Source organism: Novosphingobium aquiterrae, from assembly GCF_042434435.1.
In the GTDB taxonomy this organism is placed as follows: Bacteria; Pseudomonadota; Alphaproteobacteria; order Sphingomonadales; family Sphingomonadaceae; genus Novosphingobium; species Novosphingobium aquiterrae.
Window position 1 is genome coordinate 127,563 of sequence record NZ_JBHLTL010000001.1, and the last position, 25,307, is coordinate 152,869.

Sequence of the window (25,307 nt, forward strand, 5' to 3'; positions counted from 1 at the left end):
TTCGTCTATCGACCAGCGCGCAACCGGCGCCGCCGATCATCGCGGCTCAGGCCGCTTCGTCTTCCATCACCACCGGACCGCTGTCCTGGCCCTTGGCTGAGACATCGCGGTCGACCAGTTCAATGATCCCCATCGGCGCGGCGTCAGAGGCGCGGATCCCGGCCTTGATGACGCGGGTGTAGCCACCGGCACGATCGGCATAGCGCGAGGCCAAAACGTCGAACAGCTTCACCAACTGGGCATCGTCGAGCAGACGGGCGTGGGCGAGACGGCGGTTCGACAGGCCGCCATGCTTGGCCAGCGTGATCAGCTTTTCGACATAGGGACGCAGTTCGCGCGCCTTGGGCAGCGTGGTGGTGATCTGCTCGTGCTTGATCAGCGCCGCCGCCATGTTGCGGAACAGGGCCTTGCGGTGAGCCGAGGTGCGGTTGAGCTTACGCCCGCCGTATTTATGACGCATGTGTCTTTCCTTCGTTCGTTAGGGGCCCGTATCAGGTAGCCCATAGCTGGCGGCTGTAAGGTTGCCGCCGATACCGTGGCGGGGCACCCGAAGGCACCCCCCTGTCCGGGTCAGCCCAGCAGCTCCTGTTCGAGCTTCTTGGCCATTTCCTCGATGTTTTCCGGCGGCCAGCCAGGGATGTCCATGCCGAGGCGCAGGCCCATCGAGCTCAGGACTTCCTTGATCTCGTTGAGGCTCTTGCGGCCGAAGTTCGGCGTGCGGAGCATCTCGGCCTCGGTCTTCTGGACCAGGTCGCCGATATAGATGATGTTGTCGTTCTTGAGGCAGTTGGCGCTGCGCACCGACAGCTCCAGCTCGTCGACCTTCTTGAGCAGGTAACGGTTGAGCTGGTTGGTGTCGCCTTCCTCGCTCGGCGCCGAAGCGGCCATGCCGATCATCGGCGAACCGCCGACCGGCATCGCGTCTTCGAAGTGGACGAACAGCGAGAGCTGGTCCTGCAGGATGCGTGCGGCATAGGCCACCGCGTCTTCCGGACTGATCGTGCCGTCGGTCTCGACCGACAGGTTGAGCTTGTCGTAGTCAAGCTCCTGCCCGATGCGGGCATTGTCGACCTTGTAGCTGACCTGGCGGACTGGCGAATAGAGCGAGTCAACCGGGATCAGGCCGATCGGCGCGTCAACCGGACGGTTCGCCACGGCCGGGACATAGCCCTTGCCGGTGTCGGCGGTCAGTTCCATGTTGAGCGTCGCACCTTCGTCGAGATGACAGATCACCAGATCCTTGTTCATCACTTCGATGTCGCCCGACACGGCAATGTCACCGGCGGTAACTTCACCCGGGCCGGTGGCCGACAGCTGCAGGCGCTTCGGCCCTTCACCCTGCATGCGCAGCGCGATCTGCTTGACGTTGAGCACGATGTCGGTGACGTCTTCGCGCACACCGGTCAGGCTGCTGAACTCGTGCAACACGTTCTCGATCTTGATCGAGGTGATCGCGGCACCCTGCAGCGAAGACAGGAGGACGCGGCGCAGCGCATTGCCCAGCGTCAGACCGAAACCGCGTTCGAGCGGCTCGGCGACGAAGGTGGCACGGCGCTTGGGGTCGTTGCCCGCCTTCACTTCGAGAGCGTTGGGCTTCTTGAGTTCCTGCCAGTTCTTGATGTTGACAGTCATGGACTTCCCCTGGGGTTATTCTTGGCGGGACGGCCGCTGCTCCAACCTGGAAGCCGCGGCCGATCCGAAACAGCGACGAGGCGAATGCCCCGTCGCGAAGGACACGATCAGACCCGGCGGCGCTTCGACGGCCGGACCCCGTTGTGCGGGATCGGCGTCACGTCGCGGATCGAAGTGATGGTGAAGCCGACGGCCTGGAGGGCGCGCAGCGCGCTCTCGCGGCCCGAACCGGGACCTTTCACTTCGACTTCAAGGGTGCGCACGCCGTGTTCGGCGGCTTTCTTGCCGGCGTCGTCCGCTGCCACCTGGGCGGCATAGGGGGTCGACTTGCGGCTGCCCTTGAAACCCATCATGCCGGCGCTGGACCAGCTGATCGCATTGCCCTGGGCATCGGTGATGGTGATCATGGTATTGTTGAAGCTGGCATTCACGTGGGCGATGCCGCTCGTGATGTTCTTCCGCTCGCGGCGCTTGATGCGCTGGGGTTCGCGTGCCATTTTTGTGTCCTACTCGAATATCGGGAAGGGAAAGCCGGGCAGAAGCCTGGCTTACTTCTTCTTGCCGGCGATCGGCTTGGCCTTGCCCTTGCGGGTGCGGGCGTTGGTGTGCGTGCGCTGACCGCGGACCGGCAGGCCCTTGCGGTGACGCAGCCCGCGATAGCAGGCCAGATCCATCAGACGCTTGATGTTCATCGCGGTTTCGCGGCGCAGGTCACCCTCAACGGTGTGATCGGCGTCGATCGCTTCGCGGATGTGCAGCACTTCCTGATCGCTCAGGTCCTGGACCCGGCGGCTGTGATCGATACCCAGCTTGTCGGCGATCTGACGGGCCTTGAAGGCACCAATGCCATGAATGTAGGTAAGCGCGATAATAACGCGCTTGTTGGTGGGGATGTTTACCCCGGCAATACGAGCCACTTAGTTCTCCATGCTCCACAGGGGGAAATCCCTGGACACCCCCCTATCTCAACGCTTCAACCGGTTTGAAACGGCAAAAAGCCCGGCTGGCGTGCACGATGGCCTACGCCTTCCGGACGGTCCCGTTTTTCGGTTGAGGGGCGCGCTTAGGGCGATTCGCCGTCCGTGTCAACGGCGGCGCGGCGCACCGGCAGAACGACTCATGGCAGTCCGCCCCAGGCTGGCAAACTGCGCCGAGATCACGCCGTTGACCGGGGCAGCGATCGCCCCGCCCTTCATCTCGCGCAGCCCCGATACCGCGTAGCGCCACGACAACACGGTTGCCGCGCCCCTGGTTTCCAGTTGCACGGTCAGCACCCCTTGCACCGGCTGCGACTGCAGCGGCCCCAGTGCACCGACCATGACCAGCACCTTACCCGGTTCGGCGCGGATAACCCGCATGTGCTCGACTCCGCCGCGGCGGGGCAGACGTTCGCAGAAGCAGCCCCCTGCGCGCGGATCGAGCGAGAGATTGGCCGCCTTGCCCGACCACGTATGGGCGTTCTCCCACCACGTCGAGGGCCTGACTAGTGCTGCCCAGACTGTAGCCGCAGTGCTGTCTATGGTCTGTGTGCCGGCAACGTCGAAGCCACTGTCGTCTGCGGCCTGGACTTCGGCAGCTGCGGAACCGGCGGTCAGAAGCGCACCAAGCCCCAGGGCCAGGAGAGCAGTGCGCCGCATAACTAGCCCTTCAGGATCGCTTCGATTGCAGCGGTGACGTGCTCGATATCGGCCATGCCGTTGACTCGCGCAACAATGCCGCGGGCCTCGTAGATCGGCAGGATCGGTGCGGTCTTGGCACGGTATTCGGCCATGCGGGTGCGCACGGTATCCTCGTTGTCATCGGGGCGGCGTTTGAACTCGTGCGAGCCGCAGCGGTCGCAGATCCCGGCAACGGCGGGCCGTTCGAAGGTGTCGTGATAACCCTTGCCGCAGTTGGCGCAGGTGTAACGGCCGCAAATCCGTTCGACGAGCGCGTCTTCGTCGACTTCAAGCTCGATCACATGGTCGAGGGTACGGCCGCGCGCATCAAGGATGCCGTCGAGCGAACGGGCCTGTTCGGCGGTGCGCGGATAGCCGTCGAAAATCGCGCCGGTGTCCGCGCCCATCGCGTCCAGTTCGTCGCCGATCAGCGCCGAGACGATCTCATCCGAGACCAGTTCCCCGCGGTCCATCACGGCCTTGGCCTGAAGGCCGACCGCCGTGCCGGCCTTGACGGCCGCGCGCAGCATGTCCCCGGTCGAAAGCTGGCGCATGCCATGCGCGTCAACCAGGCGCTGGGCCTGCGTACCCTTGCCCGCTCCCGGCGGCCCCAAAAGGATGATGTTCACTTAACGGTCCCCCTGGACTTGCATGGATGCCGCGGGTCGGGCTTAGCGCGAGCGGCCCTTGAGCTTCGCCTTCTTGATCAGATCGCCGTACTGGTGGGCCAGCAGATGCGACTGGATCTGCGTGATCGTATCGACCGTGACATTGACCACGATCAACAGGCTCGTCCCGCCGGCGACGAGCAGCTTCATGCCGGTCTGGGCGATGACATATTCCGGAACGACGCAGACCACCGTCAGGTAGATCGCGCCGATCACCGTGATCCGGGTCAGCACGTAATCGAGATAGGTCGCCGTGCTCTTGCCCGGACGGATGCCGGGAATGAACCCGCCATTGCGCTTGAGATTGTCTGCAGTTTCTTCCGGATTGAACACCACTGCGGTGTAGAAGAAGCTGAAGAACAGGATGCCCAGCGCATAAAGCACCATATAGGCCGGCTTGCCGTGGCCGAGGTACTGGTTGAGCGAGACGATGAACGCCCCGACCTTCGAATCCGGCGAAACCGAATTCCCGGCGAACTGGGTTATGGTCAACGGCAGCAACAGCAGAGAGCTGGCGAAGATCGGCGGGATGACGCCCGCGGTGTTAAGCTTGAGCGGCAGGTGGCTCCGATCGGCCTGCATCATGCCGTTCTGGCTCGCGCGCTTGGGATACTGGATCAGCAATCGCCGCGTGGCGCGCTCCATGAAACAGATGCCCAGGATCAGCACGATCAGCAGCAGAGCCATGCCGGCGATTTCGTACCCCGGGACCGAACCGGCACTATAACCCTTGAACATGTTGGTGAAATAGACCGGCATCTGCGCGACAATGCCGGCCATGATGATCAGCGACGTACCGTTGCCGATCCCGCGGCTGGTGATCTGTTCGCCCAGCCACAGCAGGAACATCGTTCCGCCGATCAGGCTGATCACCGCAGTGATGCGGAACAGATAGCCCGGGGCAACGACCGCCTGCAGTCCACTCGACGCGCCATAGGCTTCGAGGCCAGAGGCGACGAACCAGCCCTGGATAGCGGTCAGCAGGACCGCGCCATAACGGGTGTACTGATTGAGCTTCTTGCGCCCGCTTTCGCCTTCCTTCTTCAGCGCGGCAAGCGAGGGATGCAGCGACGAGGCCAGCTGCACCACGATCGACGCGGTGATATAGGGCATGACGCCCAGCGCGATCAGGCTCATCCGCTCGAGCGAGCCGCCCGAGAAGGTGTTGAAAATGTCGAGAATGCCGCCCTGGGTCTGCTTGTAGAGCTGTTCCAGGATCTGCGGGTTTACGCCCGGCAGCGGAATGAAGCTGAGGAAGCGAAACACGATAAGGGCGCCGACCGTGAACCAGATGCGGTTCTTGAGTTCGGTCGCCTTGGAAAAGTTGGCGAGACTGAGATTGCTCGCGATATTGTCGGCGCGTGATGCCATTGTCTGGTCAAGCCTTGCTGGTGAGCCTTGCGGACTCTGAACGCCGGATCCGGCCCGGCTCCCCCCATCGGTTACGCCAGCCCATATAGGATGCGGGCGGAGAGTCAAAAACCCCCCGCCCGCTCTGTCCCGGAATTATTCGCCCTTGCTGGCCTTGGCAGCCTTGTTGCTGTCGCGGCGGGCGGTCTTCTTTTCGTGCTCGCTGGCCTTGGCTTCGGGCAGCGTGACCGTGCCGCCGGCCTTTTCGACCGCGGCCTTGGCGCCGGCCGAAGCACCGTCGACGGCGAACTTGACCTTGGCGGTCAGCTCACCCTTGCCGAGCAGGCGCACGCCGTCCTTGCCGCCGCGGGCCAGGCCAGCGGCCTTGAGCGCAGCGTGGTCGACCACGGCCTTGATGTCGAGCTTGCCGGCATCGATCGCCTTCTGGATCATGCCCAGGTTGACCTCGGCAAAGTCCTTGGCGAAAATGTTGTTGAAGCCGCGCTTCGGGATGCGCATGTGCAGCGGCATCTGGCCGCCTTCAAAGCCGTTCACTGAAACGCCCGAACGTGCCTTGGCACCCTTCTGGCCGCGCCCGGCGGTCTTGCCCTTGCCCGAACCGATACCGCGGCCCACGCGCATGCGGGACTTACGGGCTCCGGCGTTATCGCGGATGTCATTCAGTTTCATAGTGTGCACTCGCTTTCGCTTTTGTCGCGCTGATGGAAGTGGGCGCCGTTAGGACATGAAGCCCCGCTTGTCACCCCACTTTGGAACAACGACGCCCGGTCCATCGAACCGGGCGTCGCAGTAACGTGTGCCAGGTTGGCCGTGGTCAGTCGACCACCGCCACCATGTGCGGCAGCTTGGCGATCGCGCCGCGGACTTCGGCGGTGTCTTCCAGCTCGACCACACGGTGCATCTTGCCCAGACCCAGGCCGATCAGAATTTCCTTCTGAGCGGCAGGGCGGCGGATCGGCGAACCGATCTGCTTGATCTTGATCTTGGCCATGCTGATTACTCCGTGATCGCTTCGGCGGCGGCTTCCGCCTCCGCAGCGCCCGCACCGCCGCGACCAAGCAGGTCGGCGACCTTCTTGCCCCGGCGCTGGGCCACCGACTTCGGCGAAGTCTGATCGGTCAAAGCGTCGAAGGTGGCGCGGATCATGTTGTAGGGATTGCTGGTGCCGACCGACTTGGTCACCACGTCAGCCACGCCCAGGCTTTCAAACACGGCGCGCATCGGCCCACCGGCGATGATCCCGGTCCCGGCCGGAGCCGAGCGCACATTGACCTTGCCGGCACCGAAACGGCCCTTGCCGTCGTGATGCAGGGTGCGGCCTTCCTTGAGCGGAACGCGGACCATTTTCTTCTTGGCTGAAGCCGTCGCCTTGGTGATGGCTTCCGGCACTTCGCGTGCCTTGCCGTGACCAAAGCCGACGCGGCCCTTGCCATCGCCAACCACGACCAGCGCCGCGAAGCCGAAGCGCTTGCCGCCCTTGACCGTCTTCGAGACGCGGTTGATGTGGACGAGCTTTTCGATCAGCTCTTCGCCGCCATCGTCGTCACCGCCGCGGCCCCGGCCACGGTCGTTGCCGCCGCGACCACCACGGCCGCGATCGCCGCCGCCACGATTGTCACCACCGCGACCACGACCACCGCCGCCACGATTGCCGCGTGCTTCGCGGTTTTCGGGTGCCGCTTCGGCACCCTGCGGATTTTCGGCAGCGATCGGCGCGTCGGCCTGAACTTCTGCGTTGTTGGTTTCGTCTGCCATCTTAGAACTCCAGCCCGCCTTCACGCGCAGCGTCAGCCAGCGCCTTGACGCGGCCATGGAACAGGAAGCCGCCGCGATCGAACACGACGGTGGTCACGCCAGCCTTTTTGGCGGCAGCAGCCAGGTCCTTGCCGACCTTGGCAGCAGCATCGACATTGGCGCCAACCTTGGTCCCCAGCGAAGACGCTGCGGCCAGGGTACGGCCAGCGGCATCGTCGATGATCTGGGCGTAGATGTGACGGCCCGAACGGTGCACCGACAGCCGCGGACGACCGCCCGAGGTAGCCTTGAGCGACGTGCGAACGCGGCGACGCCGGCGATCGAAGAGTGAGAGCTTGGCCATTACTTCTTCTTCCCTTCCTTGCGGAAGATGTACTCGCCGCGGTACTTGATACCCTTGCCCTTGTAGGGTTCGGGCTTGCGCCAGCGACGAATTTCCGCGGCCACCTGGCCGACCTTCTGCTTGTCGATGCCCGAAATCTCGACCGTGGTGTTATCCGGGGTCTTGATCTCGATGCCTTCCGGCACGGCGAAATCGACGTCATGGCTGTAGCCGAGCTGCAGCTTCAGGTTCTTGCCCTGAGCGTTCGCGCGGTAACCGACGCCGGTGATTTCCAGCACCTTGGTGTAGCCCTCGGTCACGCCGGTGACCAGGTTGTCGACCAGCGTGCGCTGCATGCCCCAGAACGCGCGAGCGGCCTTGGTGTCGTTGGCGGGCTTCACAAGGATGCTGTCGCCATCGAGCGTATAGCTGATCTCGTCGCGCATGGTCAGCGTCAGGGTACCCTTGGGACCCTTCACCGACAGCACGCCGTCATTGATCTCGGCGGACACGCCGCTCGGGATCGCAACGGGACGTTTACCGATGCGGCTCATCAGAACACCTCCGCCAGCACTTCGCCGCCGACGTTCGCGGCGCGCGCTTCGGCATCCGAAAGCACGCCCTTGGGCGTCGAGACGATGGTGATGCCAAGGCCGTTGCGTACCACCGGGAGCTCCTTGGAACCCGAATAGACGCGGCGGCCAGGCTTGGAGACGCGGGCAACGTGCTTGATCGCAGGCTCGCCCTCGAAATACTTGAGTTCGATGCGCAGCTGCGGGTGAACGCCGGTGGCGTCCTGCGCATAACCACGGATATAGCCTTCGCGCTGCAGAACCTCGAGCACGCTGGCGCGCAGCTTCGAGGCCGGCGAAAGGACGGAGTCCTTCTTCGCGCGCTGGCCGTTGCGGATGCGGGTGAGCATATCACCCAGGGGATCGGTCATCGCCATTGCGGTATCCTTACCAGCTCGACTTCGTCAGACCGGGGATAAGGCCCTTGTTGCCCTTATCCCGCAGTTCGATACGGCAGAGGCCGAACTTGCGATAATAGGCGCGGGGGCGCCCGGTGGTTGCGCAGCGGTTGCGCACGCGGGTGGGGTTCCCGTTGCGCGGGATCTCCGCCAGCTTGAGACGCGCGATCAGACGCTCGGTATCATCGAGCGACGTGTCGTCCGCGACAGCCTTCAGCTTCGCGTACTTCGCAGCATACTTCTTGACGAGCAGCTTGCGACGCTCGTTCTTGTTCACGGAACTCAGTTTCGCCATGGACTTAAGCTCTCTTCTTCAAAACGAAATCACGCGGCCTGCTGCTGGGCAGCAGCATCCAGCGGGAACGGGAAACCGAACAGGCGCAGCAGTTCGCGGGCCTCGTCGTCGGTCTTGGCAGTGGTGGTGACGATGATATCCATCCCACGCACCTTCTCGATCTGGTCGTAGCTGATCTCTGGGAAGATGATCTGCTCCTTCAGCCCCATCGCATAGTTGCCGCGCCCATCGAACGACTTGGGGTTGAGCCCGCGGAAGTCGCGGATGCGGGGCATGGCAACGGTGATCAGGCGATCGAGAAATTCGTACATGCGTTCGCGGCGCAGGGTGACCTTGCAACCGATCGGCATGCCTTCGCGCAGCTTGAACTGCGCGATCGACTTCTTGGCCTTGGTGATAACCGGCTTCTGACCGGCAATCAGTTCCATTTCGGCCGCGGCAGTCGTGACCTTCTTCTTGTCCTGGCTGCCTTCGCCGACGCCCATGTTGATCGTGATCTTCTCGATCTTGGGGACTTCGAGGGCGTTCTTGTAGCCGAACTTTTCGGTCATCGCCTTGGCGATTTCGGCGTCGTACTTCGCGCGCAGACGCGGCGTGTACTTGGCTGTATCCTGCTTAGCCATCGATCTTTTCTCCAGACTTGACGGCGACGCGAACCTTGGTGCCGTCCTTGCCGGTTTCGAAACGCACGCGGGTCGCCTTGCCGGTCTTGGGATCGGCCAGGCCGACCTTGCTGATCGCCATCGGCGCTTCGCGGCGGTCGATCCCGCCCTGCGGGTTGGTCTGGCTCGGCTTGCGGTGACGCGCGGCGACATTGACGCCGGCAACCACGACCTTGCCATCCTTGGGCAGAACCTGAAGGACAGTGCCGGTGCGGCCCTTGTCCTTGCCCGAACGTACGACGACGGAGTCGCCCTTCTTGATCTTAGCGGCGGCCATTACAGCACCTCCGGAGCAAGGCTGATGATCTTCATGTAGCCGCGGCCACGCAGCTCACGGACCACGGGGCCAAAGATACGCGTGCCGATCGGCTCGGCGTTCTTGTTGATCAGTACAGCCGCGTTGCTGTCGAAGCGGATCACCGAACCGTCGGTGCGGCGCACTTCCTTCTTGGTGCGAACGATGACGGCACGGTGCACGTCGCCCTTCTTCACCTTGGTGCGCGGCTGCGCTTCCTTGACCGAGACGACGATGATGTCGCCCACGCCGGCAGTCCGGCGCTTCGATCCGCCCAGCACCTTGATGCACTGGACGCGCTTGGCACCGCTGTTGTCAGCGACGTCAAGCTGGGATTGCATCTGGATCATTGATCCGGTTCCTTCTCACTGGCTTGCCGGAACCAGTCCGGCAGTTCCAAAAACGGTTTAAACGTCGGCTTCGACCGCGGCGGTCTTCCCGGCGGTGACGCGCTCGATGACCTTCCAGGTCTTGAGCTTCGACATCGGGCGGGTTTCCTCGATGCGGACGGTTTCGCCGGTCTTGAAGGCGTTGTCCTCATCGTGCGCGTGATACTTCTTCGAACGACGGATGATCTTCCCGTACAGCGGGTGCTTCACCTTGCGTTCGACCTTCACGACCACGGTCTTGTCGGTCTTGTCGGAAACAACGGTCCCGATCAGGATTCGCTTAGGCATCGCCTAACTCCTTACTTCGCTGCCGAGCGCGCGCGCTCGGTCTGCAGCGTTTTGATGCGGGCGATGTCGCGGCGGACTTCCTTGATGCGCGCCGGGCGCTCAAGCTGGTTGGTCGCGGCCTGGAAGCGCAGGTTGAAAGCCTCGCGCTTCAGCTCGCCCAGATCACCGGTCAGCTGGTCATCGCTCTTGGTCCGCATATCGGCGACCTTGTTCGATCCACCGGTCTGCACCTTGGCTGGTTTCTTGGCCATTATTCGCCTCCCAGGTGGGTGGTGTCGCCCAGACGGGCAACGACCTTGGTCTTGATCGGCAGCTTCATCGCCGCGCGGCTGAATGCCTCGGCGGCCAGCGGGCCGGCAACGCCGTCGAGTTCGAACAGGATGCGGCCCGGCTTGACGCGGGCAGCCCAGTATTCGACCGAACCCTTGCCCTTGCCCTGACGGACTTCGGCCGGCTTCTTCGAGACCGGCACGTCGGGGAACACGCGGATCCACAGACGTCCCTGACGCTTGATGTGGCGCGTGATCGCACGGCGAGCCGCTTCGATCTGGCGCGCGGTGATCCGCTCCGGCTCAAGCGCCTTGAGTCCGTAGGAACCGAAGTTCAGATCGGTGCCGCCCTTGGCTTCACCCTTGATCCGGCCCTTGAACTGCTTGCGGAATTTATGCTTTTTGGGTTGCAGCATGATTAGTTCCTGCGATCTTCACGTGCCGGACGCACGCCGGAAGTCTGGGCTTCCATCATCAGGCGGTCCTGCGCCATCGGGTCGTGACCAAGGATTTCACCCTTGAACACCCACACCTTGATGCCGATGATGCCATAGGTGGTCAGCGCTTCGGCTTCGGCATAGTCGATGTTGGCGCGCAGGGTGTGCAGCGGCACACGGCCTTCGCGATACTGTTCGACGCGGGCAATTTCAGCGCCGCCGAGACGGCCGCCGCACACCACCTTGATGCCTTCGGCACCCAGGCGCATGGCCGACTGCATCGCGCGCTTCATTGCACGGCGGAAGGCAACGCGGCGGATCAGCTGATCTGCGATGCCCTGGGCGACCAGCTTGGCGTCGACTTCCGGCTTGCGGATTTCAACGATGTTCAGCTTGACGTCGCTGTCGGTCATCTTGGCCAGCTGCGAACGCAGCTTTTCGATGTCCGCGCCCTTCTTGCCGATGATGACGCCGGGGCGGGCGGCATAGATCGACACGCGGCACAGCTTGGCCGGACGTTCGATCACGACCTTGCTGATCGCAGCCTGAGGCAGCGTCTCGACAATGAACTTGCGCATCTTGAGGTCTTCCTCAAGCAGCTTCGCATAGCCCTTGCCTTCGGCGTACCAGCGGCTGTCCCAGGTACGGTTGATCTGGAGGCGCAGGCCGATCGGATTGCTCTTGTGACCCATCTCAGGCCTCCCCAGCTTCAGCTTGTTCGCGCACCACGATCCGCAGCCGGCTGATCGGCTTGAGGATCCGGGTCGACTTGCCGCGACCGCGGGTGTGGAAACGCTTCATGGTGATCGACTTGCCGACACTCGCTTCGGCCACAACCAGCGCATCGACGTCGAGGTTGTGGTTGTTTTCGGCATTGGCGATCGCCGAGGCGAGCACCTTGCGTGCGTCAACGGCCATCGCCCGCTTCGAGAAAGCGAGGATGTTCATCGCGTCTTCGACCTTGCGGCCGCGGATCAGCGCAGCAACCAGGTTGAGCTTCTGGGCCGAACCACGGATCGTGGTGCCAACCGACAGTGCTTCGTTGTCAGCAACGCGGCGCGGAGATTTTTCCTTGCCCATTAGCGCTTGCCCTTCTTGTCGGCGGCGTGACCGGGGAAGCTGCGCGTCGGCGCAAATTCACCCAGCTTGTGGCCGACCATGTCTTCGTTCACCGCAACGGGGATGAACTTGTGGCCGTTGTAGACGTTGAACGTCAGGCCAACGAACTGCGGCAGGATCGTCGAACGACGCGACCAGGTCTTGATCGGGCCGGCGCGGGTCCCCTGATCCTGCGCGGCTTCTGCCTTCTTGAGCAGGCTCAGTTCGACGAAGGGGCCTTTCCAGACGGAACGTGCCATGATGGCTTACCTCTTCTTCTTGGCGTGACGCGAACGGATAATCAGCTTGTCCGTCTGCTTGTTGTTGCGGGTGCGGGCGCCCTTGGTCGGCTTGCCCCACGGCGTAACCGGATGGCGACCGCCCGAAGTCCGGCCTTCACCACCACCATGCGGGTGGTCGACCGGGTTCTTGGCGACGCCGCGGGTCAGCGGGCGGATGCCCTTCCAGCGGTTGCGACCAGCCTTGGCCAGGTTCTGGTTCGAGTTGTCGGGGTTTGAAACCGCGCCAACCGTGCCCATGCAATCGCCGCGCAGGTAGCGCTGCTCGCCCGAGTTGAGGCGAACGATCACCATCCCGCGGTCACGACCGACGACCTGGACATAGGTCCCGGCCGAACGGGCGATCTGACCGCCCTTGCCCGGCTTCATCTCCACGTTGTGGCAGATGGTGCCGACCGGCATGGTCGACAGCAGCATGGCATTGCCCGGCTTCACGTCGGTCTTCTCACCGGCGACGACGGTGTCGCCAACGGCCAGACGTTGCGGCGCCAGGATATAGGCCTGCTCGCCATCGGCATAGCTGACCAGCGCGATGAAGGCGGTGCGGTTGGGATCGTATTCCAGACGCTCGACCGTCGCAGGGGCATCCCACTTGCGACGCTTGAAGTCGATGAACCGATACTTCTGCTTGTGACCGCCGGCGATCCCGCGCGAGGTCACGTGGCCCTTGTTGTTACGGCCACCGGTCTTGCGCTTGCCTTCGGTAAGCGCCTTGACCGGCTTGCCCTTCCACAGCGCCGACTTGTCGACCAGGATCAGGCCGCGGCGGGCCGGGCTGGTCGGGTTATAGTTCTTGAGTGCCATGGTGCGCCTCAGATCCCGCTGGTGATGTCGATCGACTGGCCTTCAGCCAGGCGTACGACAGCCTTCTTGACGTCCGAACGGCGATAGGGCTTGCCCTTCCACCGCTTGGTCTTGCCCTTCTGGGTCAGGGTGTTCACGCTGAGCACCTTGACCCCGAACAGGGCTTCGACCGCTGCCTTGATCTGCGGCTTGGTGGCACTTTCCGCCACCTTGAAGACCACGGCGTTGAATTCGCTGGCGAGCGTCGCCTTCTCGGTGATGTGGGGAGCCACGATCACGTCGTAGTGACGCGTGTCGATTGCGTCCTTAGCCATTGAAACGCGCCTCCAGCTTTTCGACCGCAGCGCGCGTCAGCACCAGCGTGTCATGCTTCAGGATGTCGTAGACGTTGGCACCCACGGCCGGGAGCACGTTGACCCCGACCAGGTTGCGGGCGGCCCGGGCGAATTCGGCGTTGACCGCCTCACCATCGATGACCAGCACCTTGCGGCCCCAGTTCGCCTTGGCGAGCTGCGCGGCAACGGCCTTGGTCTTGGCGTCCTTGACGTCAAGGGTGTCGACCACGATCAGGCCGGTCTTGGCCTTGCTCGACAGGGCCATCTTCAGACCCAGCGCACGCACCTTCTTGTTCAACGAGACGTCGAACTCACGGCGACGCGCGCCGTGGGCCTTGCCGCCGCCGATGAACACCGGTGCCGCACGATCGCCGTGACGGGCGGTACCGCCACCCTTCTGGCGGCCGAACTTCTTGCCGGTGCGCGACACTTCCGAGCGTTCACGGGTGGCGCGGGCGATGCCGCGGCGGTTCTCGAGCTGCCAGGTGACGACGCGGTGCAGAATGTCGGCGCGCGGTTCAAGACCGAACACATCGTCATTCAGTTCGACGTCGCCCTTGCCGGCGCTACCATCGAGATTGGAAAGCTTGACCTTCACGATTTAGCCCTCCTGGCCTTCGCCGGCTTCCGGCGCATCAACCACCTCGGCGGGGGTTTCAGCGGGAGCGGCGATGTTGCTGTTGGCGGCCTGCTTCAGCCCGGCCGGATAGGGCGCTTCGGCGTGACGGGCTTCCTTGACGCTGTCCTTGATGGTCAGCCAGCTGTTTTTGGCGCCCGGGACCGAACCCTTGACGAAGATCAGCCCGCGTTCGTCATCAACGCGAACCACTTCGAGGTTCTGCTGGGTGCGCTGACGATCGCCCATGTGACCGGCCATCTTCTTGTTCTTGAAGACCCTGCCCGGATCCTGGCGGTTACCGGTCGAACCGAGCGCACGGTGGCTGATCGAAACGCCGTGGGTGGCGCGCATACCGCCGAAGCCCCAGCGCTTCATACCGCCGGCAAAGCCCTTGCCCTGGGTGTGACCGGCAACATCGACCATCTGGCCCGGCACGAAGTGCGAGGCGGCGATGGTGGTGCCGACTTCGAGCAGCGCATCGTCAGCGACGCGGAATTCCGCAACGCGCTGCTTCAGCGAAACTTCGGCCTTGGCAAAGTGTTCACGCTGCGGCTTGGCAACATTCTTCTGCTTGGCCGCCCCGGCGCCCAGCTGGACCGCGACATAACCGTCGCGATCAGCGGTGCGAACCGAGACCACCTGGCAATCTTCCAGCGCCAGAACGGTAACCGGCACGTGCCGACCGTCCTCCTGGAACAGGCGGGTCATCCCCACCTTCTTGGCGATCACGCCTGTGCGCATGATCAGTCTCCTACAGAGGCCTGCAGGGACCATCCCCACAGGCGTGTCCAGCCCGAATTGTGATACGAGCCCCGTCCGGGCTGGATGCTCCCTGGCTGGCCGAAACCGGCCGGAAGCGAGACGGGGGACGCATGCCCGGTCAGTTGACCGGAGGTATCCCTTGTGTCCGCGCGAGAAGGTTCTCGCGGAACCGGCCGAGGCCGGAAGGATGTGAACCCGAAGGTTCGAAACTGGTCGTCGAGAGCGGCTTACGCCAGCTTGATCTCGACATTTACGCCAGCCGCCAGGTCGAGCTTCATCAGCGCGTCCACAGTGGTGGCGTTGGGCTGCACGATGTCGAGCAGCCGCTTGTAGGTGCGTACCTCGAACTGCTCACGCGACTTCTTGTCGATGTGCGGTCCGCGGTTCACGGTGAATTTTTCAATTCTCGTCGGAAGAGGAATGGGGCCCCGGATCAGCGCGCCGGTACGGCGGGCGGTGTCCGCGATTTCGCCGGTCGCCTGGTCAAGCACACGGTGATCGAATGCCTTCAGGCGAATGCGGATATTCTGAGCTTCCATTGTTTCCTGCTACCGATGAGAAAGAGCAAAGAGGGGCGCGAACCCCTCAGAAAAAACCGACCGCCGGGGGAACGAATCCCCCGGCGGATGCGGGCCTATATTACTTCGTGATCTTGCTGACAACCCCCGAACCGACGGTGCGGCCACCTTCGCGAATTGCGAAGCGCAGACCTTCATCCATCGCGATCGGTGCGATCAGCTTGACCGAGAGGGCAACGTTGTCGCCCGGCATGACCATTTCGGTGCCTTCCGGCAGCACGACTTCACCGGTCACGTCGGTGGTGCGGAAGTAGAACTGCGGGCGGTAGTTGGCGAAGAACGGCGTGTGACGGCCACCCTCGTCCTTCGACAGCACGTAGACTTCGGCGCTGAATTCGGTGTGCGGCGTGACCGAACCGGGCTTGGCCAGAACCTGGCCACGCTCGACGTCTTCACGCTTCAGACCACGGACCAGCGCGCCGATGTTGTCGCCGGCTTCACCCTGATCGAGCAGCTTGCGGAACATTTCGACGCCGGTGACGACGGTCTTCTGGGTGTCCTTGAGGCCGATCACTTCGACTTCTTCACCGACCTTGATGATACCGGTTTCGACGCGGCCGGTCACAACCGTACCACGGCCCGAGATCGAGAACACGTCTTCGACGGGCATCAGGAAGGGCTTGTCGGTCGGGCGCGGCGGCTGCGGGATCGCGGTGTCGACAGCGTTCATCAGGGCAACGATCGATTGCTTGCCGATGGCTTCGTCGCGGCCTTCGAGCGCGGCCAGGGCCGAACCCGGGATCACGGGGATCGCGTCGCCGTCAAAGCCGTAATAGCTCAGCAGTTCGCGGATTTCGAGCTCGACGAGTTCGAGGATTTCGGCGTCGTCGACCTGATCGACCTTGTTCATGTAGACGACCAGCGCCGGAACGCCGACCTGACGGGCGAGCAGGATGTGCTCGCGAGTCTGCGGCATCGGACCGTCGGCAGCGTTCACCACCAGGATGGCGCCGTCCATCTGTGCCGCACCGGTGATCATGTTCTTCACATAGTCAGCGTGGCCCGGGCAATCGACGTGCGCATAGTGACGCGCAGCGGTCTCGTACTCAACGTGAGCGGTCGAGATGGTGATACCACGCTCGCGCTCTTCGGGAGCCTTGTCGATGTTGGCAAAGTCAACTGCGGTTCCGCCGTTGATTTCAGCCATCACCTTGGTGATCGCGGCGGTCAGCGTGGTCTTGCCATGGTCAACGTGACCGATGGTGCCGATGTTGCAGTGCGGCTTGTTCCGCTCGAATTTAGCCTTAGCCATTGTCTCAAACCTTCTTTCGCTTTGAATTGAATCTGCGGCGTTTGGACGGCGCCCGCTGAATCAGGCGCCGCCCCTAGTCTCATCTCGCCTATTAGGCAAGCTTCTCCTTGATCTCGGTCGCGACGTTTGCCGGGACCTCGTCGTAATGGGAGAAAAACATCGAGTAGTTGGCCCGGCCCTGGGTGAACGAGCGCAGCTGGTTCACGTAGCCGAACATGTTGGCCAGCGGGACCATGGCCTCGACCGCCTGGGCATTGCCGCGGGTGTCGGTGCCCTGGATCTGGCCGCGGCGGCTGTTCATGTCGCCGATGACGTCGCCAAGGTATTCCTCGGGGGTGACGACTTCGACCTTCATGATCGGCTCGAGCAGTTTGATGCCGGCCTTCTGGGCGACTTCACGCATGGCACCGCGTCCGGCGATTTCGAAGGCCAGGGCCGACGAGTCGACATCGTGGTACGCACCGTCGTAAAGCAGGACTTCGAAGTCGATGATCGGGAAGCCGATAAGGCTGCCGGTCTCAGCGGTTTCGCGGAAGCCCTTTTCGATCGCGGGGATATATTCCTTGGGAATGTTACCGCCCTTGATTTCGTCCTTGAAGACAAAGCCCGAACCGCGCTCGCCCGGCGTGACCTTGACCTTCACGCGGCCGAACTGACCGGTACCGCCGGACTGCTTCTTGTGGGTGTAATCGATATCCACCGGCTTCGCGAGGTATTCGCGGTAAGCCACCTGCGGCGCGCCGACGTTGGCTTCGACCTTGAACTCGCGGCGCATGCGGTCGACGATGATGTCGAGGTGCAGTTCGCCCATGCCCTTGATGATCGTCTGGCCCGATTCGTGATCGGTCGAAACGCGGAACGAGGGATCCTCGGCCGACAGGCGGTTGAGCGCGACGCCCATCTTTTCCTGGTCGGCCTTGGTCTTGGGTTCCACCGACAGTTCGATCACCGGCTCGGGGAATTCCATGCGTTCCAGCACGATCGGCGACCGTTCGGCGCAGAGCGTGTCGCCCGTGGTGGTTTCCTTCATGCCGGCCAGCGCGATGATGTCGCCAGCGAAGGCTTCATCAACGTCCTTGCGGTCATTGGCATGCATTTCGAGCATGCGGCCGACCTTTTCCTTCTTGTCCTTGACCGAGTTCAGGTAGGTGCCCTTGACCAGCGTCCCCGAATAGATGCGGATGAAGGTGAGCGAGCCGACGAACGGATCGTTCATCACCTTGAAGGCCAGCGCGCTGAACGGCGCATCGTCGGTCGGCGGACGGCTGTCCTTTTCGTCGCTGTCCATCTTGACGCCCTGGACGTCAGGAATGTCGAGCGGCGAAGGCAGGTAGTCGACCACGGCGTCGAGCAGCGGCTGGACGCCCTTGTTCTTGAAGGCCGAGCCGCAGCACACCGGAACGAACGACTGATTGAGCGTGCCCTTGCGGATGCACGCCTTGAGCACGTCGACGCTCGGTTCGGTGCCGTCGAGATAGGCTTCCATCGCATCGTCGTCCTGCTCGACCGCCATTTCGATCAGTTCCATGCGGTACTGCGCGGCTTCGTCGGCAAGATCGGCGGGAATGTCTTCATAGAAGAATTCGGCGCCAAGCGATTCATCCTTCCAGATGATCGCGCGGTTGTGGACCAGATCGACCAGACCCTTGAGGTCGGCTTCGAGACCGATCGGGATGTAGAGCACGGCAGGACGCGCACCGAGGCGGTCGATGATCGACTGCACGCAGTACTTGAAGTTGGCGCCGGTGCGGTCGAGCTTGTTGATGAAGCACATCCGCGGAACGCCGTACTTGTCGGCCTGGCGCCACACGGTTTCCGACTGGGGCTCAACCCCGGCGACGCCGTCAAAGCAGGCCACCGCGCCGTCGAGCACGCGCAGCGAGCGTTCGACTTCGATGGTGAAGTCGACGTGGCCCGGGGTGTCGATGATGTTGATCCGGTGGTCGTTCCAGAAGCAGGTGGTCGCGGCCGAGGTGATCGTGATCCCGCGCTCCTGCTCCTGCTCCATCCAGTCCATGGTGGCGGCGCCGTCGTGGACTTCGCCGATCTTGTAGGACTTGCCGGTGTAATAGAGGATGCGCTCGGTCGTGGTGGTCTTGCCGGCGTCGATGTGCGCCATGATACCGATGTTGCGGTACATCTTGAGCGGATGGCTGCGGGCCATGTCGGGTTCCTTAGTGGGTCTGGAAGGGGAGCCGCTAGGGCCTCCCCGCCCATATAGTTACGATTGTGACAGCCGAAAGACGCCTTACCAGCGGTAGTGCGAGAACGCGCGGTTGGCGTCGGCCATGCGGTGCGTGTCTTCGCGCTTCTTCACCGCGTTGCCGCGGTTGTTGGCGGCGTCGAGCAGCTCGGCCGAAAGCCGCGCCGACATCGTGGTTTCGCTGCGGTTGCGCGCGGCGGTGATCAGCCAGCGGATCGCCAGCGCCTGGGCGCGTTCCGGACGGACCTCGACCGGGACCTGATAGGTCGCACCACCGACGCGGCGCGAACGCACTTCGATCTGCGGCTTCACGTTGTTCAGGGCATCGTGGAACAGCTGGATCGGATCGCTCTTGGCGCGCGTTTCCATGGTCTCCATCGCACCGTAAACGATGCTTTCGGCAACCGACTTCTTCCCGTCGAGCATGAGGTTGTTCATGAACTTCGACAGCACCTGATCCTTGAACTTGGGATCGGGCAGGATTTCCCGCTTCTCGGGACGACGACGACGTGACATTTTCGCTAACTCCTTCGGAGTGCATCTCCAGCCCGCTCCCCCTGCCCGGCCACCCGACGATAGTACCCTATGGGTGGTCGGGCAGGGGGAGCGGGCTGGCGATGCAAGCCTTTGGCGGATGCCAAAGGCGCACCAAACCAATGAAACTTACTTCGGACGCTTGGCGCCGTACTTCGAGCGGCTCTTCTTGCGATCCTTGACGCCCTGGGTATCCAGCACGCCGCGCAGCACGTGATAACGCACGCCGGGAAGATCGCGCACACGCCCGCCGCGGATCAGCACGACGCTGTGTTCCTGCAGGTTGTGGCCTTCGCCCGGGATGTACGAAATGACTTCGCGCTGATTGGTCAGGCGGATCTTGGCGACCTTGCGCAACGCCGAGTTCGGCTTCTTCGGGGTCGTCGTGTAAACGCGGGTGCAAACGCCGCGCTTCTGCGGGTTCTGCTCCATCGCAGGGACCTTCGACTTGGTCTTCTGCGGAACGCGGCCCTTGCGGACCAGCTGGTTGATCGTAGGCATGAAGTGCTCTTCACCTTAGGTATGGCCGGATCGGCAAGGCGAAGGGCAACCGAATCGCGCGGGGGGAGCACCGTGCATTCCCGCGAAAGGCGGGAGCCGCAGGCCCCAGGGCGCGAGTCTGAAACGCTCCACCCGACTGAAAAGACCGGGTTACTTTGACGGATAACCGGGCCCTAGATATCCTGGGACCCGACGCACCGGCAATGTTCAGCTCAATCCGGAACAGGTCCGGAAGCGCGGGCCATTAGGGGCAATGTTGGATTCGGTCAAGCGGGACTGCGCCGCCCCGCCCGCTCAATCGTCGTCGCGGTCGTGCCCCCGGCCCCGCCCGCCGTGGCGGCCGCGGTCCCGATCGCCGCGGTCGTCGTGGTCCCAGCGCTGCCAGTTCCCGCCCGGCCGGTCGCCGCGGCGGAAGTGCCGCCCGTCGTCGCGGCGCCAGCGGTCGCGGTCGTGGGTGCGATAGTAATAGGTCCCGCCGCTGCCCCAATAGCCGTCATAGACCGAGCCGTAATAGCCATCATACCAGCCATAGCTGCGCGGGTAAGAATAGTTGGAATAGCTGTGGGGCCGGCTGTAGCCATAGCCATAGCCGTAATCGTCATAGCAGCCCGCCAGCGGCAGCACCGCGAGCGCCAGGCCGCCCACCATCAGGGATCGTTTCATCGTCGTCTCTCCATCGCATTGCGTCACCGCGCGACGGCAGACCTGCCGGGACCGAGCCCCCCACCAGCCTCAGCCAGACCCGCCGGGCCGGCTTTGATGGCAGGCAGGGTAATGCGGGGAGGTGAGCGGGGGATGAATGGGGGTGGGCACTTCGTTGAAAAATGTAGCGGCTGAATATGAAATGCTTCACCCAACTGACAAGACCGGGTTACTATGACGGAAAACTGGGCAAAAACACGACGCACCGGCGATGTTCAGCGGAATCCGGAATGACCCGGAAGCATTGGCAACTGGATTAGAACTTAGCAGTGAGGTTAAGAACCACCATCATCCTTTGGAACCTCAAAAATTCCATTAGCCTTAACTCGTCGCAAGGCTTCTTGACGCGCGTCGATGGTCCGCTGATCGACGAAACTCCGCACCCTATTTTGCCCACCGTTGTAAGCAGCAGGCCTTCTATCGGCAGCATTAGACGATTCGAGGTAACTTCCTGAAAAATTTAAGAGAAACTGCGAATTTTCATTTTTCGGCTTCGCCATCTCCAACCCCTTATCGAATCAACCCCCTTCGACCTGCTCCTTTTGGGCGAGGTCTGCAATAACCTTATCTTCATAATCCCTCTTGGCATCCAGCGGCACCCGAAAGACTGGAACTGCCTCCCACCTATTTCGTCTTACTATTTTGCCTCCGTCCTTTCGATCTTTTGGTGTCAGGAAAATTTTGAAATATATAGAAGGCGCCACACCATCATACTGCCTAAACAATACTTTCCCCCCCTCATCCGGTATTTCAGTTATTGCATCATAGTGCAACCTCAAGGCTAAGCTCTTTTTGTATGGTTTTATATATACCACTTCCTTTATTCCGGCCGCAACAATATGGCGTGCACAATTATGACATGGATATGTGTTAGTAAAAAGAGTAGCTCCGACCAGCGAGTGCTTCCCCTCACGAGCAACAGATAATATTGCCTCCATTTCAGCATGTATTGATCGCGAAAATTCTATCAATGATTTTACATCAGATTTTGCAACTGCTTCTTCAATCGCCAGTTTTTTCTCGATATCAGCACCTTCGATTTTAGCAACATTCTCGACTACTTGCTTAATTATTCTCTCTTTATTCTGATCATTATGACATACCCCACCAGCCCAGTTGTGGCATCTAAAATCTCTATCAACGAAATCTTTTGACTGCATATCTAAAGATCGTCGGTCGTCTTCATTGTAGAGCCCTCCACCAAACTTTGGAACATCATTCCAACCAATGGCAATAAGTTCCCCATTAGAAGAAACAATAGATGCGCCCACCTGTCGGGACATGCAGGCTGATTTAGCCGAGGCAGACTCAGCTTCATACATCGTTGACTCGCGCAATGTTGGGGTTCTAACCGATATATCGAATATTAACTCAAGAAAGCGATCGAGTGCCTCACTAACGTCCATCTCTCTTCGGTCATTGCATATAAAAAAATCAGCTTCGACAAATACATTTCGAGTGTCTTGACCGAAAGTTAGTACTTCGCCCTGATCACGATCCATCACCTTCACTCGTTCTTCCTCAGGAAAACCGAGATCTTGAAGTCTCTTATTTCTAATTTGATCGGGCGCAAATACACCTATTACACAAAGAGAATCGCCATATATTGATCTAAGCAAATCAAGTTCATCTTTATGCTTAATTGAATCAATAATATAAGCTCGCCTACCGGGAAGCTCTACGTCTCCCTCATATCCACCTTTGTCCTTACGAAAGATATACATCTTTTCTATTGTTTTCTCTATTAGGTAGTTGTTTCCATACTTACTTCTTAATTCGTTACCGAGATCTTGCATATTACTTACATATGATACGCTATTTTGTGGCTTTGGCGCCATCGCGCCGATCAAAGGAGCCTTTTCACGGATTACATCACTTGGCTTCAGAATCGGAGGGCATTCGTATTGATATGGGCCAGTAAGCTTCTCTCGAATAAGCTCAGCCGCCATCGACACGCCGGATCCGAGCGGACCGACAAGCGCAAATACGAGCTCATTGGACAGCCGCTCTAGTATCTCCTTCGCAACCCCGGCTCTGTTTTCATCGTTAGCCGCCTTCTTGGGTTGAGTTGCCATTGGACTACCTCGCAAATTTTAGCTCCAAGGCCTTTAATACTATAATTTCAATCTGGGATAGCCCCACGACAGGAAAACCATTTTCCTACACCCCGCCCCTCACGCTAAGGTGCCCTTCCACGGGGGAATCCAACACCTTGGCCTGAAAGGCGCCCGTGCCCGTGTCTGCCCCGCCCCGCTCCACCCGCAAAACCCCGCGCCAGGCGACGTCGCTGGTCGCCTATGATCCCGCGCCCGAGCCGGAGGCGGAGGATCCGCTGCTGCAATTTGCGCCCTATCGCCACCCCTGCCCGCGGCGCAATTCGATCACGCCGGACAAGCAGCGCATGTTCATCGCCACCCTTGCCGCCAGCGGGATCGTCAGCCAGGCGGCGCGGCGGATCGGCAAGAGCCTGGAGGCGCTGTACAAGCTGCGGCACCGGCCCGGGGCCGAGGACTTTGCCGCGGCGTGGGACGCGGCGGCCGAGCGGGGCCTGACGCGGCTGGAGGACTGCGCACTGGAACTGGCGATCGCCGGGGAGGAATTGCCGATCGTCTCGGCCGGCAAGCTGCTCGGCACCTATCGCAAGCACAATTTCGGCCATATCCGCTTTGTCCTGAGCCAGCGGCGCGCGGCGCGCTGGGCGGCGGAGGGGGCGGCGACCGCGCGGCTCGTCCCGGGGCATCCGGTCTATGAACGGCTGAAGCGCGAGTGGGAGCACGCCCAGGCCGAGGAAGCGGCGGCGAACAGCGAGGCGATCGTCCAGGAGCTCAACGCCCGGTTCGAGCGCATCCTCGAACGGCGGAAGTCGGCGCAGGAGCTGGCCGGGGCGGACGAGGACGGGGAAGAAGACTAAAGCGCGAAGCTGGGCCGCTGGGCCAGCCGGGCGCGCCAGGCGGCGACGGCGGGGCGGCCTTCGTCGGGATCGACCTTGACCCATTTGGCGAAATCGAGCGCGACCCCGGCGGAAATGTCGGCCAGGCTGAAGGCATCTGTCGCCACCCATTCGCGCCCGGTCATGTGTTGTTCGAACCGGTCGAGGAAGTGGCCCAGTCGCGCCCGCCCGCGCTCTGCCAGTTCGGGGATCTGCGCGTAGTTGTGCGGGCCGGGCAGCGCGCGGTCCTTCATCCCGCGCGCGGTGTTGCGCAGCACTTCGGCGATGGCCATGAAGCATTCGCCCTCGATCCGGCTGTTCCAGCTCGCGACCGCGGCCTTTTCCAGCGGCGTGGTGCCGAGCAGCGGCGGCGCCGGCTGCGCCGCTTCGGCCCAGGCGGCGATGCCGGCGTTGTCGGTCAGGCTGGCGCCGTCTTCCAGCACCAGCACCGGGACCGTGCAGGCCGGGTTGATCGCGCGGAAGGCATCGCCCAGCTGCTCGCCCTGCCCCAGGTCGATCTGGACGACGTCGTGGGCAATGCCCTTTTCCGCCAGCACGATGCGGGCGCGGCGCGGGCTGGGGGCGGTGGCGCAATCATAGAAGGTCGGCATCGGTATCTCCCTTTTGCCGGGCAGGATAGCGCGGCGCGGGCCCCTGCGCAAAAGGGCTTTCCTTCCCTCAACGCGATGATATACTGTTACACGAATCGCCGATGTGCGATAGCGCCTCACCCACGAAGGCGCAGGCCAGCGGCGGTCCAACCACAGGAGGATGCCATGACCTATGCCAGTTCGATCGATACCAAGGGCCGTGTCGGAACCTTCGCCGCGGTCGCCGCGGTGCAGCTCGTCGTCGGCTATGCGCTGATTGCCGGGCTTGCCGCCAAGTTCATGCCCAAGGTGCCCGCCACGCGGACCGAGGCGACCAACTTTCGCCTGCCCCCGCCTCCGCCGCCGCCGGAGCAGCACACGCGGGTCGATCCCAAGCCGCTGACCAAGACCCCACCGGTGCATGACACCCATCAGCCGCTGCCGATGGACCCGCCGACTTTCACCACCGTGTCCGAGCCGGTGTTCGACGGCGGGACGCTGGGCGGCACCGGCCACGACATCGGCGAGGTGCGCATTCCCCAGCCCGATCCGCCGCCCCTCCCCAGCTTGGTCCACGGCGCCAGGCCGCGCGGCAATCCCGGGCTGTGGGTAACCGCGGACGACTATCCCTCGGCCGACCTGCGCCAGGAGCATGCGGGCGTCACCCGCTTCCGGCTCGAGGTCGGGATCGACGGACGGGTCCGCGATTGCACCGTCACCGGATCGAGCGGGCATCCGGGGCTTGACCAGGCGGCCTGCGCCAAGCTGACCGCCCGCGGCCGCTTCGACCCCGCAATCGACAGCACCGGCGCGCGCCTGCCCGGCAGCTATTCCAGTTCGGTGCGCTGGCAGATCCCGGAGTGAGGGCCGCCTGACCGGCCAGTACCGATCCGCCCTGCCCGGACCCGACCGGGCGGGGCGACCACGTGCGCCGGCAATTTCCTCGCCGTCAGATCGATCGCGATCGGCGGCTGGCCGGCCCTGTCACCTGCCGCTGTCGTTGCAATTCGGCCCCTGACCCTTCATGCTGCACCCAAGGGGAGTTTCAGGGCATGGCGTTATCACTCGCGATCAAGGGCGCGGGCCAGGC

At 62.4% G+C, this 25,307-nt stretch carries 38 protein-coding genes; 2 read left to right on the forward strand and 36 right to left on the reverse strand.

Annotated elements, in window-relative coordinates; all coding sequences use genetic code 11:
- Window positions 1-46: 46 nt before the first annotated feature.
- From rplQ to ACFFF7_RS00795, 35 genes are all read right to left on the reverse strand, one after another.
- Complete coding sequence (rplQ, locus tag ACFFF7_RS00625) at window positions 47-460, reverse strand: 50S ribosomal protein L17 (RefSeq protein ID WP_379479433.1); 414 nt, start codon at window positions 458-460, stop codon at window positions 47-49.
- Window positions 461-570: 110 nt separating this feature from the next.
- A complete protein-coding gene (locus ACFFF7_RS00630; RefSeq protein ID WP_379479434.1) occupies window positions 571-1,632 on the reverse strand; it encodes a DNA-directed RNA polymerase subunit alpha in 1,062 nt (353 codons plus the stop codon).
- A gap of 107 nt (window positions 1,633-1,739) precedes the next feature.
- Window positions 1,740-2,129 carry a 30S ribosomal protein S11 gene (gene rpsK / locus ACFFF7_RS00635; protein ID WP_088307824.1) on the reverse strand — a complete coding sequence of 130 codons (390 nt, stop codon included), beginning with the start codon at window positions 2,127-2,129 and terminating at the stop codon, window positions 1,740-1,742.
- A gap of 51 nt (window positions 2,130-2,180) precedes the next feature.
- Window positions 2,181-2,549: a 30S ribosomal protein S13 gene (rpsM, locus tag ACFFF7_RS00640; protein ID WP_379479435.1), complete on the reverse strand. Its 369-nt coding sequence runs from the start codon at window positions 2,547-2,549 to the stop codon at window positions 2,181-2,183.
- A 168-nt stretch (window positions 2,550-2,717) separates the two neighbouring features.
- On the reverse strand, window positions 2,718-3,269 hold the full coding sequence (locus ACFFF7_RS00645) for an SRPBCC family protein (RefSeq protein ID WP_379479436.1): 552 nt from the start codon (window positions 3,267-3,269) through the stop codon (window positions 2,718-2,720).
- Between the two features lie 2 nt (window positions 3,270-3,271).
- Window positions 3,272-3,919: an adenylate kinase gene (locus ACFFF7_RS00650; protein ID WP_379479437.1), complete on the reverse strand. Its 648-nt coding sequence runs from the start codon at window positions 3,917-3,919 to the stop codon at window positions 3,272-3,274.
- A 42-nt stretch (window positions 3,920-3,961) separates the two neighbouring features.
- Window positions 3,962-5,329, reverse strand: a complete 1,368-nt coding sequence (gene secY, locus ACFFF7_RS00655; protein ID WP_379479438.1) for a preprotein translocase subunit SecY — start codon at window positions 5,327-5,329, stop codon at window positions 3,962-3,964.
- Window positions 5,330-5,464: 135 nt separating this feature from the next.
- Window positions 5,465-5,998, reverse strand: coding sequence for a 50S ribosomal protein L15 (rplO, locus tag ACFFF7_RS00660; RefSeq protein WP_379479439.1), 534 nt, complete (start codon window positions 5,996-5,998; stop codon window positions 5,465-5,467).
- A 145-nt stretch (window positions 5,999-6,143) separates the two neighbouring features.
- The gene (gene rpmD / locus ACFFF7_RS00665; protein WP_379479440.1) at window positions 6,144-6,320 is read right to left on the reverse strand and encodes a 50S ribosomal protein L30; all 177 of its coding nucleotides are present in this window, start codon (window positions 6,318-6,320) and stop codon (window positions 6,144-6,146) included.
- Between the two features lie 5 nt (window positions 6,321-6,325).
- The gene (gene rpsE, locus ACFFF7_RS00670) at window positions 6,326-7,084 is read right to left on the reverse strand and encodes a 30S ribosomal protein S5 (RefSeq protein ID WP_379479441.1); all 759 of its coding nucleotides are present in this window, start codon (window positions 7,082-7,084) and stop codon (window positions 6,326-6,328) included.
- 1 nt (window position 7,085) lies between these two features.
- On the reverse strand, window positions 7,086-7,427 hold the full coding sequence (gene rplR, locus ACFFF7_RS00675; protein ID WP_379479442.1) for a 50S ribosomal protein L18: 342 nt from the start codon (window positions 7,425-7,427) through the stop codon (window positions 7,086-7,088).
- Complete coding sequence (gene rplF, locus ACFFF7_RS00680) at window positions 7,427-7,960, reverse strand: 50S ribosomal protein L6 (RefSeq protein ID WP_379479443.1); 534 nt, start codon at window positions 7,958-7,960, stop codon at window positions 7,427-7,429. The genes rplR and rplF overlap by 1 nt, the downstream gene beginning before the upstream one ends.
- Window positions 7,960-8,355, reverse strand: coding sequence for a 30S ribosomal protein S8 (gene rpsH / locus ACFFF7_RS00685; protein WP_379479444.1), 396 nt, complete (start codon window positions 8,353-8,355; stop codon window positions 7,960-7,962). Before rpsH ends, rplF begins: the two co-directional genes overlap by 1 nt.
- Before the next feature lie 10 nt (window positions 8,356-8,365).
- Window positions 8,366-8,671: a 30S ribosomal protein S14 gene (gene rpsN, locus ACFFF7_RS00690; protein ID WP_379479445.1), complete on the reverse strand. Its 306-nt coding sequence runs from the start codon at window positions 8,669-8,671 to the stop codon at window positions 8,366-8,368.
- 29 nt (window positions 8,672-8,700) lie between these two features.
- Window positions 8,701-9,294: a 50S ribosomal protein L5 gene (gene rplE, locus ACFFF7_RS00695; protein ID WP_379479446.1), complete on the reverse strand. Its 594-nt coding sequence runs from the start codon at window positions 9,292-9,294 to the stop codon at window positions 8,701-8,703.
- Window positions 9,287-9,610: a 50S ribosomal protein L24 gene (gene rplX, locus ACFFF7_RS00700; RefSeq protein ID WP_379479447.1), complete on the reverse strand. Its 324-nt coding sequence runs from the start codon at window positions 9,608-9,610 to the stop codon at window positions 9,287-9,289. The genes rplE and rplX overlap by 8 nt, the downstream gene beginning before the upstream one ends.
- Window positions 9,610-9,978, reverse strand: coding sequence for a 50S ribosomal protein L14 (rplN, locus tag ACFFF7_RS00705; protein ID WP_100866241.1), 369 nt, complete (start codon window positions 9,976-9,978; stop codon window positions 9,610-9,612). Before rplN ends, rplX begins: the two co-directional genes overlap by 1 nt.
- A gap of 57 nt (window positions 9,979-10,035) precedes the next feature.
- Window positions 10,036-10,305, reverse strand: coding sequence for a 30S ribosomal protein S17 (rpsQ, locus tag ACFFF7_RS00710; RefSeq protein WP_100866242.1), 270 nt, complete (start codon window positions 10,303-10,305; stop codon window positions 10,036-10,038).
- An 11-nt stretch (window positions 10,306-10,316) separates the two neighbouring features.
- Complete coding sequence (gene rpmC, locus ACFFF7_RS00715; protein ID WP_379479448.1) at window positions 10,317-10,556, reverse strand: 50S ribosomal protein L29; 240 nt, start codon at window positions 10,554-10,556, stop codon at window positions 10,317-10,319.
- The gene (gene rplP / locus ACFFF7_RS00720) at window positions 10,556-10,990 is read right to left on the reverse strand and encodes a 50S ribosomal protein L16 (RefSeq protein WP_379479449.1); all 435 of its coding nucleotides are present in this window, start codon (window positions 10,988-10,990) and stop codon (window positions 10,556-10,558) included. Before rplP ends, rpmC begins: the two co-directional genes overlap by 1 nt.
- Before the next feature lie 2 nt (window positions 10,991-10,992).
- Window positions 10,993-11,703 carry a 30S ribosomal protein S3 gene (gene rpsC, locus ACFFF7_RS00725; RefSeq protein ID WP_379479450.1) on the reverse strand — a complete coding sequence of 237 codons (711 nt, stop codon included), beginning with the start codon at window positions 11,701-11,703 and terminating at the stop codon, window positions 10,993-10,995.
- 1 nt (window position 11,704) lies between these two features.
- Complete coding sequence (rplV, locus tag ACFFF7_RS00730) at window positions 11,705-12,091, reverse strand: 50S ribosomal protein L22 (RefSeq protein WP_379479451.1); 387 nt, start codon at window positions 12,089-12,091, stop codon at window positions 11,705-11,707.
- Complete coding sequence (gene rpsS / locus ACFFF7_RS00735) at window positions 12,091-12,369, reverse strand: 30S ribosomal protein S19 (protein ID WP_379479452.1); 279 nt, start codon at window positions 12,367-12,369, stop codon at window positions 12,091-12,093. The genes rplV and rpsS overlap by 1 nt, the downstream gene beginning before the upstream one ends.
- A gap of 6 nt (window positions 12,370-12,375) precedes the next feature.
- Window positions 12,376-13,212: a 50S ribosomal protein L2 gene (gene rplB / locus ACFFF7_RS00740; protein ID WP_379479453.1), complete on the reverse strand. Its 837-nt coding sequence runs from the start codon at window positions 13,210-13,212 to the stop codon at window positions 12,376-12,378.
- Between the two features lie 8 nt (window positions 13,213-13,220).
- Window positions 13,221-13,526 (reverse strand): 50S ribosomal protein L23, encoded by a 306-nt coding sequence (locus ACFFF7_RS00745; protein ID WP_379479454.1) that lies wholly within the window; start codon window positions 13,524-13,526, stop codon window positions 13,221-13,223.
- A complete protein-coding gene (rplD, locus tag ACFFF7_RS00750) occupies window positions 13,519-14,145 on the reverse strand; it encodes a 50S ribosomal protein L4 (protein ID WP_379479455.1) in 627 nt (208 codons plus the stop codon). The genes ACFFF7_RS00745 and rplD overlap by 8 nt, the downstream gene beginning before the upstream one ends.
- A gap of 3 nt (window positions 14,146-14,148) precedes the next feature.
- A complete protein-coding gene (rplC, locus tag ACFFF7_RS00755; protein ID WP_379479456.1) occupies window positions 14,149-14,907 on the reverse strand; it encodes a 50S ribosomal protein L3 in 759 nt (252 codons plus the stop codon).
- A 248-nt stretch (window positions 14,908-15,155) separates the two neighbouring features.
- Entirely contained in the window at window positions 15,156-15,467 is a 312-nt protein-coding gene (gene rpsJ / locus ACFFF7_RS00760; protein ID WP_264416587.1) for a 30S ribosomal protein S10, read from the reverse strand.
- A 100-nt stretch (window positions 15,468-15,567) separates the two neighbouring features.
- On the reverse strand, window positions 15,568-16,758 hold the full coding sequence (gene tuf / locus ACFFF7_RS00765) for an elongation factor Tu (protein WP_379479457.1): 1,191 nt from the start codon (window positions 16,756-16,758) through the stop codon (window positions 15,568-15,570).
- Window positions 16,759-16,849: 91 nt separating this feature from the next.
- A complete protein-coding gene (gene fusA, locus ACFFF7_RS00770) occupies window positions 16,850-18,922 on the reverse strand; it encodes an elongation factor G (RefSeq protein WP_379479458.1) in 2,073 nt (690 codons plus the stop codon).
- 84 nt (window positions 18,923-19,006) lie between these two features.
- Window positions 19,007-19,477 (reverse strand): 30S ribosomal protein S7, encoded by a 471-nt coding sequence (rpsG, locus tag ACFFF7_RS00775; protein ID WP_379479459.1) that lies wholly within the window; start codon window positions 19,475-19,477, stop codon window positions 19,007-19,009.
- Window positions 19,478-19,624: 147 nt separating this feature from the next.
- Complete coding sequence (rpsL, locus tag ACFFF7_RS00780; protein ID WP_379479460.1) at window positions 19,625-19,996, reverse strand: 30S ribosomal protein S12; 372 nt, start codon at window positions 19,994-19,996, stop codon at window positions 19,625-19,627.
- Between the two features lie 294 nt (window positions 19,997-20,290).
- On the reverse strand, window positions 20,291-20,659 hold the full coding sequence (locus ACFFF7_RS00785) for a hypothetical protein (protein ID WP_379479461.1): 369 nt from the start codon (window positions 20,657-20,659) through the stop codon (window positions 20,291-20,293).
- Between the two features lie 314 nt (window positions 20,660-20,973).
- The gene (locus ACFFF7_RS00790) at window positions 20,974-21,198 is read right to left on the reverse strand and encodes a hypothetical protein (protein ID WP_379479462.1); all 225 of its coding nucleotides are present in this window, start codon (window positions 21,196-21,198) and stop codon (window positions 20,974-20,976) included.
- Between the two features lie 18 nt (window positions 21,199-21,216).
- Entirely contained in the window at window positions 21,217-22,773 is a 1,557-nt protein-coding gene (locus tag ACFFF7_RS00795) for an anti-phage dCTP deaminase (protein WP_379479463.1), read from the reverse strand.
- 161 nt (window positions 22,774-22,934) lie between these two features.
- Here ACFFF7_RS00795 and ACFFF7_RS00800 point away from each other — a divergent pair, with 161 nt between their 5' ends.
- The gene (locus ACFFF7_RS00800) at window positions 22,935-23,609 is read left to right on the forward strand and encodes a hypothetical protein (protein WP_379479464.1); all 675 of its coding nucleotides are present in this window, start codon (window positions 22,935-22,937) and stop codon (window positions 23,607-23,609) included.
- Here ACFFF7_RS00800 and ACFFF7_RS00805 read toward each other — a convergent pair.
- Window positions 23,606-24,238, reverse strand: coding sequence for a glutathione S-transferase family protein (locus tag ACFFF7_RS00805; protein WP_379479465.1), 633 nt, complete (start codon window positions 24,236-24,238; stop codon window positions 23,606-23,608). The genes ACFFF7_RS00800 and ACFFF7_RS00805 overlap by 4 nt on opposite strands.
- A gap of 165 nt (window positions 24,239-24,403) precedes the next feature.
- On the opposite strand from ACFFF7_RS00805, the gene ACFFF7_RS00810 reads away from it, so the two are divergent.
- Window positions 24,404-25,081 carry an energy transducer TonB gene (locus ACFFF7_RS00810; RefSeq protein WP_379479466.1) on the forward strand — a complete coding sequence of 226 codons (678 nt, stop codon included), beginning with the start codon at window positions 24,404-24,406 and terminating at the stop codon, window positions 25,079-25,081.
- The last annotated feature ends 226 nt before the right edge of the window (window positions 25,082-25,307 follow it).